The organism is Streptomyces sp. Pv4-95 (genome assembly GCF_045782725.1).
Lineage (GTDB): Bacteria > Actinomycetota > Actinomycetes > Streptomycetales > Streptomycetaceae > Streptomyces.
In genome coordinates, this window is record NZ_CP127172.1 from 465,375 (window position 1) to 478,797 (window position 13,423).

Annotated in this window: 13 protein-coding genes and 1 pseudogene; 6 read left to right on the forward strand and 8 right to left on the reverse strand. The window is 68.5% G+C overall.

Annotated elements, in window-relative coordinates; translation table 11 throughout:
• Positions 1–126: 126 nt before the first annotated feature.
• Positions 127–594, forward strand: coding sequence for a Pycsar system effector family protein (locus QOM21_RS02200; protein WP_407547790.1), 468 nt, complete (start codon positions 127–129; stop codon positions 592–594).
• Positions 595–699: 105 nt separating this feature from the next.
• Here QOM21_RS02200 and QOM21_RS02205 read toward each other — a convergent pair whose 3' ends face one another.
• On the reverse strand, positions 700–1,071 hold the full coding sequence (locus tag QOM21_RS02205) for a cupin domain-containing protein (RefSeq protein ID WP_407547791.1): 372 nt from the start codon (positions 1,069–1,071) through the stop codon (positions 700–702).
• A 108-nt stretch (positions 1,072–1,179) separates the two neighbouring features.
• Here QOM21_RS02205 and QOM21_RS02210 point away from each other — a divergent pair, with 108 nt between their 5' ends.
• Positions 1,180–1,989: an AraC family transcriptional regulator gene (locus QOM21_RS02210; RefSeq protein ID WP_407547792.1), complete on the forward strand. Its 810-nt coding sequence runs from the start codon at positions 1,180–1,182 to the stop codon at positions 1,987–1,989.
• Between the two features lie 31 nt (positions 1,990–2,020).
• Here the strand turns inward: QOM21_RS02210 and QOM21_RS02215 are convergent, their stop codons facing one another.
• From QOM21_RS02215 to QOM21_RS02235, 5 genes are all read right to left on the reverse strand, one after another.
• Positions 2,021–2,386 (reverse strand): DoxX family protein, encoded by a 366-nt coding sequence (locus tag QOM21_RS02215; protein ID WP_407547793.1) that lies wholly within the window; start codon positions 2,384–2,386, stop codon positions 2,021–2,023.
• The gene (locus tag QOM21_RS02220; RefSeq protein ID WP_407547794.1) at positions 2,383–2,988 is read right to left on the reverse strand and encodes a TetR/AcrR family transcriptional regulator; all 606 of its coding nucleotides are present in this window, start codon (positions 2,986–2,988) and stop codon (positions 2,383–2,385) included. Before QOM21_RS02220 ends, QOM21_RS02215 begins: the two co-directional genes overlap by 4 nt.
• Positions 2,989–3,322: 334 nt before the next feature.
• Positions 3,323–3,541, reverse strand: coding sequence for a VOC family protein (locus QOM21_RS02225; RefSeq protein ID WP_407547795.1), 219 nt, complete (start codon positions 3,539–3,541; stop codon positions 3,323–3,325).
• A gap of 640 nt (positions 3,542–4,181) precedes the next feature.
• Positions 4,182–5,864: a glycoside hydrolase family 32 protein gene (locus QOM21_RS02230; protein WP_407547796.1), complete on the reverse strand. Its 1,683-nt coding sequence runs from the start codon at positions 5,862–5,864 to the stop codon at positions 4,182–4,184.
• A 325-nt stretch (positions 5,865–6,189) separates the two neighbouring features.
• A complete protein-coding gene (locus tag QOM21_RS02235; RefSeq protein WP_407547797.1) occupies positions 6,190–7,209 on the reverse strand; it encodes a LacI family DNA-binding transcriptional regulator in 1,020 nt (339 codons plus the stop codon).
• A gap of 487 nt (positions 7,210–7,696) precedes the next feature.
• On the opposite strand from QOM21_RS02235, the gene QOM21_RS02240 reads away from it, so the two are divergent.
• Positions 7,697–9,163, forward strand: coding sequence for a sugar porter family MFS transporter (locus tag QOM21_RS02240; protein WP_407547798.1), 1,467 nt, complete (start codon positions 7,697–7,699; stop codon positions 9,161–9,163).
• Between the two features lie 222 nt (positions 9,164–9,385).
• Here the strand turns inward: QOM21_RS02240 and QOM21_RS02245 are convergent, their stop codons facing one another.
• Positions 9,386–10,216, reverse strand: coding sequence for an MOSC domain-containing protein (locus QOM21_RS02245; RefSeq protein ID WP_407547799.1), 831 nt, complete (start codon positions 10,214–10,216; stop codon positions 9,386–9,388).
• 395 nt (positions 10,217–10,611) lie between these two features.
• On the opposite strand from QOM21_RS02245, the gene QOM21_RS02250 reads away from it, so the two are divergent.
• The gene (locus QOM21_RS02250; RefSeq protein WP_407547800.1) at positions 10,612–10,830 is read left to right on the forward strand and encodes an EF-hand domain-containing protein; all 219 of its coding nucleotides are present in this window, start codon (positions 10,612–10,614) and stop codon (positions 10,828–10,830) included.
• Positions 10,831–11,345: 515 nt separating this feature from the next.
• A pseudogene (locus tag QOM21_RS02255) lies at positions 11,346–11,483 on the forward strand (IS5/IS1182 family transposase); the annotation flags it as partial.
• A gap of 101 nt (positions 11,484–11,584) precedes the next feature.
• Here QOM21_RS02255 and QOM21_RS02260 read toward each other — a convergent pair.
• Positions 11,585–12,274: a nitroreductase gene (locus tag QOM21_RS02260; protein ID WP_407547801.1), complete on the reverse strand. Its 690-nt coding sequence runs from the start codon at positions 12,272–12,274 to the stop codon at positions 11,585–11,587.
• A 106-nt stretch (positions 12,275–12,380) separates the two neighbouring features.
• Here QOM21_RS02260 and QOM21_RS02265 point away from each other — a divergent pair, with 106 nt between their 5' ends.
• On the forward strand, positions 12,381–12,986 hold the full coding sequence (locus QOM21_RS02265; protein ID WP_407547802.1) for a TetR/AcrR family transcriptional regulator: 606 nt from the start codon (positions 12,381–12,383) through the stop codon (positions 12,984–12,986).
• Positions 12,987–13,423: the final 437 nt, after the last annotated feature.

The following is a 13,423-nucleotide window of genomic DNA, read 5'->3' on the forward strand; positions in this document are numbered from 1 at the left end:
GATCCGAAGCCCACGGAAACCGCGTGCCCGATCGCAACGTGCTACGTCTCGATGGCTGCGAGACTCCTCCAGGGCTGCCGGCAGCCCTGGACACGTCGACGTCGGCCTGCGAGGAAGGGCACACCGATGGCAACCACCACACCTGATCCCCAGCCGACGGCGGCGCAGGACCGTATCGCCTCGACCGTCACCTCCCTTCAAGCCGACCTGGCGCGCACCGACGCGAAGGCGAGCCTGCTGCTGGCTCTGTCCGGAGCCGCACTTGTGGCACTGGCGTCGTCGGCATCGGACCTCCACCCGACCGTTCCGGCTGCCGTGGCCGCATCCCTCGCTGCCGCGGCGCTGCTGGCCTCGACACTGATCCTCTTGTTCGCGATACGTCCTCACCTCGGAGGCGAGGGCTGGACGAGCTGGTCGCGGCTCAGCACCGACCAATTGCGCGATCAACTGGCCGCCGGTTACCAGGTGGAGCACCTGAAGTTCATGGCCACACTCGCCGTGCGGAAGTTCCGTCGTATCCGGGCTGCGGTGGACTGCATGCTGGCCGGACTCGGTCTGCTGGCCGTCGCTGTCGTCCTCGCCGCAGCGGCCTGATCTTGGTGTCTTGTCCCTGTCCGTGACACACGCGCCCGCGTCCGCCGCCAGGCAGACGTCCGCTGGAGCGGACGCCGCCTCAACGCCGTGACCTGCGCCGCACCTTCAGCTGAGGATCTCGGCCGGCTTGGTCATCGGCCCTCCTGCGTCACCGGTGTTGAGCGTTCCCACCGGCTCGAACAACAGGATCGCGGTCTCCTCGTCTGCCACGGGGCAGTGTTCGGCTCCACGGGGCACCACGAACAACTCGCCGGACTCCAGCACCACATCACGCTCCCTGAGCTGAATGGTGAGTCGCCCACTGAGGACCAGGAACAATTCGTCGGTGTCCTCATGGGTGTGCCAGACGAACTCCCCGTTCAATTTGGCCAGCTTGACCTCGTAGTCATTGAGAACAGCCACCTTCTTCTGCGACCACAATTCGCTGAACTGCGAGAGCTTCTCTGCGAGGTTGACCGGAGCAGCTGACGTGGACATACGGAATCCTTTCTCCAGGCCAGACACCGAAGGCGATCACCTCAGTCCCTTCGGCCGGTGCCACGAGCCTGCCGCACCCCAACTCCGCGAGTCTTGTACGTTCCTGGCATGGCCTCCGACCGCCCCCGAACCTCCATCAACGCCTGGAGGCCACCGGTCACCGGGATCGCCGAGGTCTTCCACGCGCACTTCACCGACCACGCCTACCCGGCCCATACCCACGACACGTGGGACCTGATGATCCTCGACGACGGCTCGGTGGACTTCGCCCTCGATCGCCGACGCCATGAGGCGACGGGAAACACCGGCGTCCTCCTGCTACCTCCGGGCGTCCCCCATGACGGCCGGACCGTCACAGCGTCCGGATTCCGCAAACGCAATCTCTACCTGAACGACTCCGTACTCCCCCAGCACTTGGCCGGCCGTGCGGTGGACACTCCGGTCCTCAGCGATGGGCTGTTGCGCTGCCGGATCGACCAGCTGCACACCGTCCTCGCCCAGGCCGAAGACCGGTTCGAAGCGGAGTCCCGCCTCTCGTTCATCCGGGAGCGGCTCCACGTCCACCTCGCGGCACTCCGGCCCCGCGCACCGGGGCGTGAGGCAAACCGGCTCGCCGCTGAGCTGCGGCAACTACTGGACTCACGTATCCACCCGGGCCTTTCCCTGCACGAGGCCGCGGCCACCCTGCATGCCCACCCCACCCACCTGATCCGCTGCTTCAAGCAGACCTACGGCCTTCCGCCGCACGCCTACCTCACCGGCAAGCGCATCGACGAGGCACGTCGCCTTCTCCTTGACGGCGACCGGGCCGCCAAGGTCGCCACGGCCGTGGGATTTCACGACCAGGCCCACCTGAACCGGCACTTCACGCGCCACGTGGGCACCACACCTGCGCGCTACCAACGCACTCGCGCCTGAGCAGTGAGCCGCGGGCGAACCGGGCCCGCACTCAGAGGCCGGGGCCGTAGGACACTACGAGCGCGCATGTCGAAAGTACGAGCAGGCCGAGGCAGTTGATCCAGAACTCGGACGTCAGGAAGCGTGCTCGGATGTGCGCGACGGACGCTGCGAGGAAGTAGCAGATGACGCCGGTGTTCGCCGCCACGCCGATGCCCGCCACATAGATGCCGGTGATCAGACCTGCGGCGGCAAGGAGCTTGATCACGATCAGCGTCCACCACCAGTCCTCGGGGAACTTGACCCCGTTCAGACAGGCGCGGATGAAGGCCGGTGGGCGGATGGACATCGCGGCATCCACAACGAGAATGCCCGCGAGGACTGCCTGCGGCCACCACGGGTCCGGGGTAACGGTCATTGCTGCTCACTTTCTTGGCTCTCGGTGATGAATTCCACGACGGCGACAAGGTCTTCGACGGTCCCGCTCGGGTCGGCGCCACCGGCCCCGGCGCCGACGAAGAGAGTGCCGAGGTAGGCGAGATGGATCGCGGCCGCGCCACGACCGGCGGCTTCCGGTGCGAAACCACCGCCGGCCAGGACGTCGCTGATCTCGCGCCGCAGGACCGCAGCGAGCTCGTTGAAGACACCCGCCTGGTGTTTGCCGGTCACGAGGGCCGCTGCGTAGTGGCGGGCAAGCTCGGGGTCACTGAAGAAAAGAGCGACGAACGGCTCGAAGAGGGCCAGGATCTCGTCGACAAGACGGTTGGAGGAAGCAGCAGGCGGGCGCGGGCCGTCCCGCTCCGCTCGGGCCCTGTGCAGAGTGGCGATGCGGCGATCGAACAGCTCGACCAGAATTGCCGCCTTGTCGCCGACCGCCATCACGGTTCCGACGCTGACACCGGCGCCGGCAGCGATCTCCCGGATGGTGGTGGCCTCGAACCCGCCGGAAGCGAACAGGCGCTCCGCCGCAGTCAGGACCCTCTCGCGGGTAGCTTCCCGCTGCTCGCTGCGCGAGGTCATACGGCCCGCAGATGAACACGTTCACTGAACATGTTCATGAACCTACTGCGGTTGACTGATCGACGTCAATTGCCGATCCGCACGCACCAACAGACGACCCATTACCTGGGCGAAGGCGAACGGGCCGCTGTCCGGCCCGGCGGCGGGGCTGAAGGCCGGGACGACGCCTTGTTCCGAGCGATCCCCACCACCGCGAACTCGCCCATCAGTGTTGCCGTTTCTTTTGTCCCGGCGCCCCTGAGCACCCTGCTCAGGACGCCCGACTCCCGACTCCAGGTCGCGGGTAGCGGAGACCTCGCGGGTCGGGGTGGGAGCGCTCGTGGTCGGCGGTCGGTCAGGAGGCGTCGTGGGTGCAGAAAGGCCGTCCGGAGGGGTCGAGCAGGACGGTCCATTGCGCACCGCCGGGCTGGTGGGCGGGCTTGGTCGCGCCGAGTGCCGGCAGCCGCTCCTCGGCCGTCGCACGGTCGGGAAAGACAAAATCCAGGTGGAAGGGCAGCTCGTCGGCGGGCCAGTCGGGTGCGGTGAACGATGTGGAGGTGTAGAAGACGTACATCGCGCGGCCCACGGTGAAGCCGCAGGCGGACTCCCGCCCTGTGCGTCGGGGTAGACATGGCGGACCTCGGCGCCCAGAGCAGCGGCGTAAGAGTCCGCCAACGCCCGGCCGTCGGGTGCCCACATCGCATGGCGCAGGACGCGTCCGGCCACAGGCGCACCGTGTCCGCCGCCCGTCCGGCCTAGCGCGTCGCCCGAGTCCCTCACCGGACCACCTTGATTCCGAACGTCCCGGCCTCCACCGCCGGCCCTGGCATCCTCATGCCGTTCGGCATCAACCGGTCGCCGAACACCCCGCCTCACGCCCCCTGCCGAGCGCAGACGAGTGCAAGCAGCGCCTGGAACCGCCTCGCAATCGTGGCCGAGTGCGCCCGTCACCTCTGCCGGCCCGTACATCCATCCGGCCCGGAGACCGCTGTGGGCCTGCTCCCGGTGTCGGCGCGTCCGCCGCGGCCTGCCGCGCCGAGCGCTCCCCCAACGCCCGCAGGTCCGCCGCGTCCGAATGCGGCGGACCTGCTGACCGAGGACGGTCCATGGAGGAGCCGGTTCAGCTGTCAGGGCGCCGGTGCGGCGGCACGATGCCGAGGTGGCCCTTCCCCTTCATCGCCAAGCCGCTGCCCGTACCTGGACTGCCGCTGTCGTCACCGCCATACCGACCGCAGCGCCCGTACCTCCAGACGCTCGATGCGGGCCGCACCGCCGTCGGCGAAAGCCCGGAGGGCGGTGTCATCGCTGCCGGGGAAGATCTGGTCGGTGAGGCAGACCCGGCCGCCCTGGGCGAAGACCTCGACCGACGAGGCGTCCACGAGGATGTGCAACCGGATCCTGCCGCCCTCCGGCAGGCTGAGCGGGGCGCGGTGGACGCCGGGAAAGTCGTCGTGGAAGGCGATGACGCCGGAGGCCGTGCGGTCCATGTACAGCTCACCGCTGTCCGTGTCGTAGCCGACGCGGGTGCGGTGGCCGTTCCCGACGCGGACCTCCAAGCCGAAGCGCCGAGCACCGCCCGCTGCGCTGAGCTCGGCCTCGACTTCGTAGCAGAGACCCGTGTCGCGGACCAGGGTCGGCGTGCTGCCCGCCGCCACGTCCTTGCCGTCCAACCGTGCCAGTGGACGGCCCCGCAGGGCCGCCAGCTCGGCGACCGGCCGCTGTACGAGTGCCGCTCCGCCATCCTCGCCCGGGGCACTGGTCAGAGCGAGTTCGCGAGGGAAGCTCATGGCGCTGCGCCAGGGATCGGTGGGAATGCGCTCGCCGTACTGCCAGTTGTTCATCCAGGCGACGAGGACGCGGCGGCCACCGGGGACGTCGTTGTAGGTGACGCCGGCGTAGAAGTCGGCGCCGTGGTCGAGCCAGCGGGCGTCCGGGCCTCCGATGTCGGCGGTGAAGGTGGTGCCGTCGAAGTCGCCGAGGAAGTACTGACCCGCCGACCCCCCTGCGGGGCCACCGGGGTTGAGGTTGACGATCAGAACCCAGCGGGTGCCGCCTCCGTCCACCGGGAGCTCGAACAAGTCAGGGCACTCCCATATCCCGCCGGTCGCGCCGGCCGGGCCGAAGTCGCTCAGGTGCGTCCATTCCTTGAGGTCGGGAGAGGCGTACAGCTGGACCTTGTACGCGGCGGAAAGGGCGAGGACCATCACCCAGCGGCTCGTGGGGGCGTGCCAGAAGACCTTCGGGTCACGGAAGTTGGCCGACCCGATGTCCAGAACAGGATTGCCCTCGTACTTCGTCCAGCTGCCGCCGCCGTCCGTACTGAAGGCCAGGGACTGGCGCTGGCCGCTGCCGTCCTTGAGATGGCTGGTGTAGATGGCGACGAGCGGAGGGTTGTCGGCCGTGCCCAGGCCACTGGTGTTGTCGCGGTCGAAGACGGCGCTGCCGGAGAAGATCATCTCGGTGTCGTCGTGCAGGAGGGCCACATCCAGCTCGCGCCAGTGCGTCAGATCCTTGCTCACCGCGTGACCCCAGGACATGTTGCCCCAGGTGTTGCCGTCCGGGTTGTACTGGAAGAAGAGGTGGTAGGTGCCGTTGTGGTACAGCAGCCCGTTGGGGTCGTTCATCCAGTTGCGGGCCGGCGAGAAGTGCGCTCGGGGGCGGTAGAGCTCGTCGTACCCAGCGGCGGTCGCGGCGGCCGAAGTGGCGGCCGCGGTCGGTACGTTCGAGGTGGCGTGCGCCGAACCGGCGCCCCACGTACCCAGCGCGCCCGCGCCGATCAGGCCGCAGGAGGTGGTGAGGACGCGGCGGCGGCTGACGGCCGAGCGGTCCTGTGTCGGGCCCGGGGCGGGGGTCGGGACGGAGGCGTTGCGGTCGATGTGCGGGCTGTCGTCGGACAAGGCGGCTCTCCTCCGGAGCGGTGCGGCGCGCGAAAGGCGCACTGCACTGGTGACAGAGTGCTGGCAAGTGACAGCGCCTGTCGCATCAACGGTCCCCGACAGACCGGACAACGGGACAAGGCGCTCTTGAACTGCGGCCGCTGCCGACGAACGCGGCCGCATCACACGGAGGGTGCCCGCGGGGTGGGCGAGCACAACTCCGAGGGACTGTAAGTGACCGTGAGCGGGGTGTCCAGAGAAGACGAGTTGCGCCCGAGTCAAGTCACTTGGTGTCGTGAGTCGTTGGAGGAATGACTCACGGGGTGCCCGGGTGGACACCGGCTGGTCAGCCCGGCAGCACAGCCCCGTGTCCACAGCCGCACGACTCCCCGTGCACGAGGGTCGGCTCCAGCAGGACGGTCTGGCGTGCCCCATCCGGATCGGCCACGCGCTCGACGAGCAGCCGCACCGCTGTCGCACCGATCTGCTCCAGAGGCTGCGCGATGGCCGTGAGGGCGGGCTCGATGAGGTCGGCCCATGCGAAGTGGTCGAACGCGCACAGCGCCAGGTCCCGTGGCACCTTCCGCCCCATCCGGCGCAGGCCGCGCAGGACTCCGATGGTCATGTGGTTGTTGCCGACCACCAGGGCCGTCGGGGGTCGCTCGATCGCGAGCAGCTGCTCGACGGCCTGCTGGGCGACATGCGCCTGGCCGTTGCCGGAGGCGACCAGATCGTCCGTCGCCTCCAGGCCCCGCCGCTCCATGCCACGCCGCCATCCCCGTACGCGCTCGGACGTGGTGCGTACGCCGCGGCGCCCGGCGATCATGCCGATACGGGTGTGTCCGCAGTCCGCGAGGTGGTCGACCAGACGGGCGGTCGCCTCGACGTTGGCGGTGCCGACCTGGTCGAAGGCGGGGCTGGCGCAGCGGTCGAGGAGGACGGTGGGCAGGCGGGCGTCCTTGAGGTAGCGCAGCGCCGCGCCGCGCGCGCCGGTGGCCGTGGCGAGCAACAGGCCGTCGACGCGGCGCTGGTGCAGGTTCTGGACGATGCGGAGTTCTTCGGCAGGGTCGTCGTGGGTGTCGGCCATCAGCAGGGTGTAGCCGGCGGCGCGGGCGGTCGCGTCAATGCTGGAGAGCAGCTCGGCGAAGTGGAGGTTGGCGACCGTGGAGACGGCCAGGCCCAGGGTCTGGGTGCTGGAGGTCGCCAGGGAACGGGCGATGGAATTGCCGGCGTAGCCGGTGGCACGGATGGCTTCGAGGACCTCGGTGCGGGTCTCCTCCTTCACGAAGCGCGTGCCGTTGATGACGTGGGACACCGTCGAGACGGAAACCCCGGCCCGAAGTGCGACGTCGGCCATGGTTGCCATGCGCTGCCTCTCCTCACTGTGCCGCCCGTCCCGGGATGGTACGTGACCGCCAATCCGTACAAGCGCTTGCGCAACCGCTTGCGCAATCCCGCGCGACGGGCCACCATGCGTGGCTGAAGGTCGCTCCCCGACCGGGTTCCAACGCGCCACATGCCGCGGAAACCCGCAGCGACCGCTGAGGCAGAACAGCCGCGCCGCCACCCGGCCGGGCTGTGATGCCGCCGATCCACGCACGGCAAGAACGCCGACGTACAGCACGGCGCCCGTACCGGACCAGCGCCGGAGAAGCACGCTGCGGGCCGTCGGCCTGCCCGCCGCCGCGCGAGCCGACGCGTCGCGGCGGCGGGTGCCCCTCAGGCACGCGCTGCCGGGTGGCCCTCGGCTCACGCCTGGTGGCCCTCAGGGCGCTCAGCAGGCCGGGCGCCGATGAACGCACTGCCCCCGTACCGGGCCGGCATCTCCTCGCCGCATCACAGAAAGAGCCGCCATGCCGCACATGCCCCCTGCCTCCGAACGCCACGCCCCACCCGAGAAGCCATCGCCTGCCGCGGCTCGTCGCGCCGTTCTCGGCGCCTCGGCCGTCGCCGCCCTCGGCGGCTTCCTCTTCGGCTACGACAGCGGGATCATCTCCTCCGCCCTGCTCTTCATCACGCCCGAATTCGACCTCTCCTCCGGAATGCAGCAGGTCACCGTGGCCTCGTTGCTGCTCGGCGCGATCGTCGGCGTCCTGGTCAGCGGCGCCGTCACCGATGCGATCGGGCGCCGCGGGGCGCTGCTCGGCTCCGCCGTCATCTTCACCGTCGGTGCCACGGGATCGGCCGCCGCGCCCGACGTCGCCACCCTGATCGGTGCCCGGTTCGTCCTCGGCATGGCGATCGGCGCCTCCTCGCTCGCCGTCCCCGCCTACATCGCGGAGATCGCCCCGAAGCACAGCCGCGGACGGCTCGTCTCGCTCCAGCAGCTCATGATCACCGTCGGCATCTTCGTCTCGTACCTCGTCGGCTACGCCTTCGACGGCTCACAGGGCTGGCGCTGGATGCTCGGCCTGGGGTGCGTACCCGCCCTCGCCATGCTCGCCGGGGTCTACCGCCTCTCCGAGAGCCCGCGCTGGCTCCTCAACCGCGGCCGACGTGACGAGGCCCGTGCCGTCCTGCTGCGCACCCGCACCCCGGAGGACGCCGACGAGGAGCTGCGCGAGATCGAGTCACTCACCGCGCAGGAGTCCCGCACCCGCTACCGCGACCTGCTGCGCCCGGCCATGCGCCCCGCGATCCTGCTCGGCGTGGTCGTCGCGGCCACCAACCAGCTCGTCGGCGTCAACGCGGTCATCTACTACGCCCCGACCATGCTCCAGCAGGCCGGCTTCGGCAGCTCGGCCGCGATCCTCTCCTCGATCGGCATCGGCCTGGTGAACATGGTGCTCACCGGGATCGCGCTGCTGCTCGTCGACCGCGTCGGACGCCGTCCGTTGCTGCTCGGTGGAACGGCCGTCGTCGTCCTCGCCCTCGTCCTGCTCGGCGCGCTCTACCTGGGCAACAGCGGGAAGCCCGCCTCCGGCGCGATGCTGGTGGCAGGTCTGTGCCTCTACATCGGCGCCTTCGCGCCCAGCCTGGGGCTGGCCATCTGGCTCGTCAACAGCGAGATCTTCCCGACCGCGGTACGCGGCAAGGCCTCCTCGTTCGGCAACGTCACCCACTGGGGCCTGGACTTCGTCATCTCCCTGACCGTCCTCACCACCATCAGCGCCCTCACCCCCACCGGCCTTTTCTGGATCTACGCCGGCTTCGGCGTCCTGGGCCTCCTCTACCTGCACCGCAAGCTCCCGGAGACCAAGGGGCGCAGCCTGGAGGACATCGCGGGCGAGCTGCGGAACGGTAAGCAGGCTACTTCCGGAACCGACGAATTCGCCGTGGCTGACGCGCCGGCCGAAGCGCCGACGGGACGCGTGCGCTGACCGACGCCGTGTCCTGGCGAACTCAGAGACCCGCGCCGCGATTTCATATGACGCAACCCTGCCGCCAGCGCGGCCACGGAGGGGGCGGCGGGGGCTCCCCGTGGCCGCGAGGAGCAGGAACGCCGGACGTCAACTACCCCGTAATGATGGGGGCACCGGATATCCGGTGTGCGCACGAAGGTGCACCGACCGGCCCTCCAAGCGGCGCGCCAGGGCGCGTGGTCAATGGAGTCCGCCCTCCGCCCATTCCGTAACGGTGAATTCATCGCCCACCGCGAGCTTCCCGGTCCGGACGACGGAGAATTTCGAGCCGAAAGCCACACCGCCCTCAGGCACCCGTCGATAGGAGGCGAATGTCCGCAGTGGTTCAGGTCCGGCCTTGGCGCCGGTCTCCTGATCGACCATGGTCACGGCGCAGCGGATGGCGAGCTTGGCGAACCCCAGCTCCACGTCTCCCACCTCCGCCCGACGCACCCGGTCCTCGGTGAGCGGCTCGCGCCACCCGTCGAGCACGATGTTCGGCCGAAAACGGCTCATGGGCATCGGTGGCTTTCCCGCTGCCGCAAGCCGCTCGTTGAGGTCATTGAAGGTGGCCAGGGAAAGGACATGCAACGGACTGCTGTCGGCATAGCCCGAGGTTCCTGGGATGAGGCCCTCGACCACTCGGTTGTGCTCCGGCGGTACGCGCACCAGCCGGCAGTCCGTACCGAGTGCCTCGGACAGCCAGCCGGCTGCTGCGTCCCCTTGGTCGATGCCGAGGAACGGTGCGCCGAAAAGGTCTACGTCCCTCCGGGGCGAGGTGGTGTCCACCTCGATACGCACCGGCTCAACTGCGCTCTTCCGCAAGATGAGTTGAGCGCCGTCGGAGCTGACCTCGGGCCGGATCACCGCCAGCAGAGGATCCTTGCGCTGGGTGCGGTACACCCCGCGTTCGTCGACCACCATGAAACTTCGGTCGTGCGGGAGGCCGGCCGGAGTGAGGTCGGCCTCCGCCAGCGGGACCCCGGCACACCCTTTGACGGGGTACGTCATCAGCTCGGAAACTATGGGCATGTTCCACACCTTATGAGCGCGAGCGGTGAGACACGGTCGCTTCGGCCACTGGACGAACCATGCTGCAATCGGCGTTCGCGCAAATAAGACGTGGCACGCGCAACAGGCCGCCAGAAGGCGTCGTATGCAGGATTGGGAAGATGACGCCGGATATTCCGCCGCTGTTGGGCGCTCTTGGCTGACTCCGGTATTCGTCGTCGCTGACTGATTCCCCTGAGCGGTGATCGGCGGCCCTCGCCCCGCGGCGAGCTCCCCGCGCTCCCGGCCGGGGGTGTTCCTGGACCCCTGGGACGAGCTCGGCCCGCAGCGTCCGGGCGGTTGGGGCAGCGTCCGTGTTGCTCCGGGCGGACGGATAGCCTGGGCCCGTCAGTGAAGATCACAGAAGGGTGGAGCACATGACGGACATCGTGGAGACGGCGGCACGGAAGGTCTTCGAGCGCTATGACGTCGACGGGGACGGCCTGGTCACCGCGGACGAATACCGAAAGGTCGTGGCGGAGCTGGAGGGCTCGGAGATCACCCAGTCTCAGGCACAGGAGCTGATCGACTCGCTCGACACCAACGGCGACCGCCAGATGTCCTTCGAGGAGTTCTGGGCGGCCATGAATGGCTGACTCAGCCGGGTCCGGCACATGAACCTGCCGGACCCGGTCCGTCATCTCATCGGCTCCGGAGCATGGCCGTTGCGCGCATCTTGGCAAATATCGTTGCCGAAGATCCGGCCGGGTGAGATGGAAGGTCGGCATGAATGCCGCTGTACTGGAACAGTTGCTGGACGACACCTTCGATCACGCTGTCGTGCACCACGGGTACACCGACTACATGCGCGACTACGAGGTCATCATCTACGCGTGACCCTCGTACCGGCATCAACCCTCCTGCCTGCGGTATCTCTTCCGGTACTGGCGTGGCCAGGTGTGAGACAACGGTGCCGGCGGAGACCTGGCGGGTCTCCTTTCACGACCGGCTGACCGGCTGAACGGCTGACCGGCTGACCGACCCCGAAACGAAGTCGCCCTCGACGGATACGTCTCGGGCGTGAAGTGGCACTGCCCGTACCCCGGAGCCAAGCTTCCGGCCGGTTCGGACACGACCTTCCGCTGGATGCAGACTGAGCCCCATCCCTACGGATCAACGCGGCCACCGGCTTCGCCGGGGCAGCCTAGGCGGCAGTCCGCCAGCCTTCGACCGCGAGGCATACAAGCAGCGCAACACGGTCAAGCGATGCATCAACCGCCTCAAGCAGTGGCGAGGCATCGCCATCCGCTAAGAGAAGACCGCGCCCATCTACCTGGCCGGACTCCACATCTCAGGCATGTTCCTCTGGTCCGCTTCCCCCGGTCCGCACGATGACCCAAACGAAGTGGCCTAGCCGTGGAAGGCCGTAGTCGACTCCAGTGGAGCGCGTTCGGTCTTGACTCGATTGACCGGCGCGGTCTCGTCGGCATAGCCGAAGGAGATGCCGACGAGCAACTTGCCTCCGGTGACACCGAGTTCGGTGCGGACGGAGTCGGCGTAGAAGCTCAACAGCCCCTGCGGGCAGCTGTCCACGCCGTACGCGGTCATCGCCAGGAGCAGCGTCTGCATGTAGGCGCCGACATCCGCGGCCAGCCGCGCCTCTCCGTCACCGTGGACGAAGAGGAACGCCGCGTGTGGCGCGCCGTAGAAGCGCAGGCTTTCCGTGTCGTAGGCCGCACGTGCCGTGTGATTGTCGGGGCCGATGCCCAGCACCCCGTACAGTTCGGCGCCGAACGCCGCCCGACGTGTCTGGTGCACCTGCGCGTACATCCCCTCGGAATACGGGAAGTCCACCGAGGTGTGTCTGCCGGCGCGGGCCGTCAGCAAGGCATCGGCCAGGCGCTGACGTGCCGCGCCGCTCACCACCTCCACCTGCCACGGTTGTGCGTTGGAGTTGGACGGCGCGGTGCCGGCCAGCGAGAAGATCGTGCGCATGGTGTCCTCGGGTACACGTTCCGGACGGAACGCGCGGGTCGCGTGCCGGCCACGTATCAGCTTCTCCGCGCAGCCGCTCAGCTCAGTGGGAACGAACCTGCTCATGGGACTCCTTGGTGACGGAGAGATCATGTAAACGGCATCGTTTACATACGAAGGTCACCTTAGCGCGACATGGAGAATGAAGTAAACGAGTGCGTATACTTTCTTCATGGATGCAACAGTGAGTGCGGCGGCAACGGCTTCCCAGCGGCGGGGGCGTGGCGGGCGGGAGCGCATTCTGGCTGCCGCCGCCCGGCTGTTCGCGACCCAGGGCATCACCGCGACCGGCATGGAACAGGTCGCGGAGGAAGCGCCGGTGTCCAAGCGGACGCTCTACGCGCACTTTCGCACCAAGAACGATCTGGTCATCGCCCATTTGCAGGGACTCGCACTGTCGGGGGCCACCTTGGAAGGCGTGCTGACCCGCGAGGACATCCCTCCGCGTGACCGGATCCTTCAGTTGTTCGACCAGCCGGTGGCGGACGCGGTTCCGGTGCGCGGATGCCCGTTCATTGATGCTGCCGCGGAGTTCCCCGACCCGGAGAGCGCCGTGCACTCCTACGCCCGGGAGCAGAAGCTGCGCATGGTGCAACTGATCGTTGCCTTGGTGGCGGAGCTGGGCTACCGCGACCCCCTCTCGCTTGCCGAGCAACTGGCCACCCTCGCGGACGGGGCGGCCAGCCGCGCCATGGTGCTGGACGAGGCGGACTACGGCCGGCACGCGCGGGCGGCGGCGGAAGTCCTCCTCGATCAGGCTCTGCCGAGAAAGAGCTGACGAGGAAGCCGTCGGGGCAGGCGTGGTCGACGGGCCGGTGGCGCGTTGGTGATCCAAACGAAACGGCCTAGGAACAGCACCTACCCATTCGGTTGGACATCGCCGCATTCGGTACCAAAAGGAGCCATGGAAGCGTAGGCATATGGAGCTGCGCCGTGCCGACGAAAGGCGATCCATGCCCCAGCACCCCGTCTGCCCGAACGCTCCGTGCGGGCGCCCGTACCTGTGGAAGGACACGACGACCACACGGCATGGGGACGACGAATGGCTGTGGTGGTGTGGCTCCTGCCATGAGAAGTGGAAACCGACCAGCTCGCAGATCGAGGAGTTCCGCTACGGGCCAACGTCAGGACAGGCAGGACAGGCAGGACGGGCAGGACATGCCGGTTCCGTCCGGATCGACCCCCGGCTGCCTCACTCAGCGGCCCTTCCCGCGC

Coding starts and splice junctions, on each gene's coding strand:
- QOM21_RS02200 (WP_407547790.1), top strand. CDS start 127: ATGGCAACCACCACACCTGATCCCCAGCCGACGGCGGCGCAGGACCGT.
- QOM21_RS02205 (WP_407547791.1), bottom strand. CDS start 1,071: ATGTCCACGTCAGCTGCTCCGGTCAACCTCGCAGAGAAGCTCTCGCAG.
- QOM21_RS02210 (WP_407547792.1), top strand. CDS start 1,180: ATGGCCTCCGACCGCCCCCGAACCTCCATCAACGCCTGGAGGCCACCG.
- QOM21_RS02215 (WP_407547793.1), bottom strand. CDS start 2,386: ATGACCGTTACCCCGGACCCGTGGTGGCCGCAGGCAGTCCTCGCGGGC.
- QOM21_RS02220 (WP_407547794.1), bottom strand. CDS start 2,988: ATGACCTCGCGCAGCGAGCAGCGGGAAGCTACCCGCGAGAGGGTCCTG.
- QOM21_RS02225 (WP_407547795.1), bottom strand. CDS start 3,541: ATGTACGTCTTCTACACCTCCACATCGTTCACCGCACCCGACTGGCCC.
- QOM21_RS02235 (WP_407547797.1), bottom strand. CDS start 7,209: ATGGCAACCATGGCCGACGTCGCACTTCGGGCCGGGGTTTCCGTCTCG.
- QOM21_RS02240 (WP_407547798.1), top strand. CDS start 7,697: ATGCCGCACATGCCCCCTGCCTCCGAACGCCACGCCCCACCCGAGAAG.
- QOM21_RS02245 (WP_407547799.1), bottom strand. CDS start 10,216: ATGCCCATAGTTTCCGAGCTGATGACGTACCCCGTCAAAGGGTGTGCC.
- QOM21_RS02250 (WP_407547800.1), top strand. CDS start 10,612: ATGACGGACATCGTGGAGACGGCGGCACGGAAGGTCTTCGAGCGCTAT.
- QOM21_RS02260 (WP_407547801.1), bottom strand. CDS start 12,274: ATGAGCAGGTTCGTTCCCACTGAGCTGAGCGGCTGCGCGGAGAAGCTG.
- QOM21_RS02265 (WP_407547802.1), top strand. CDS start 12,381: ATGGATGCAACAGTGAGTGCGGCGGCAACGGCTTCCCAGCGGCGGGGG.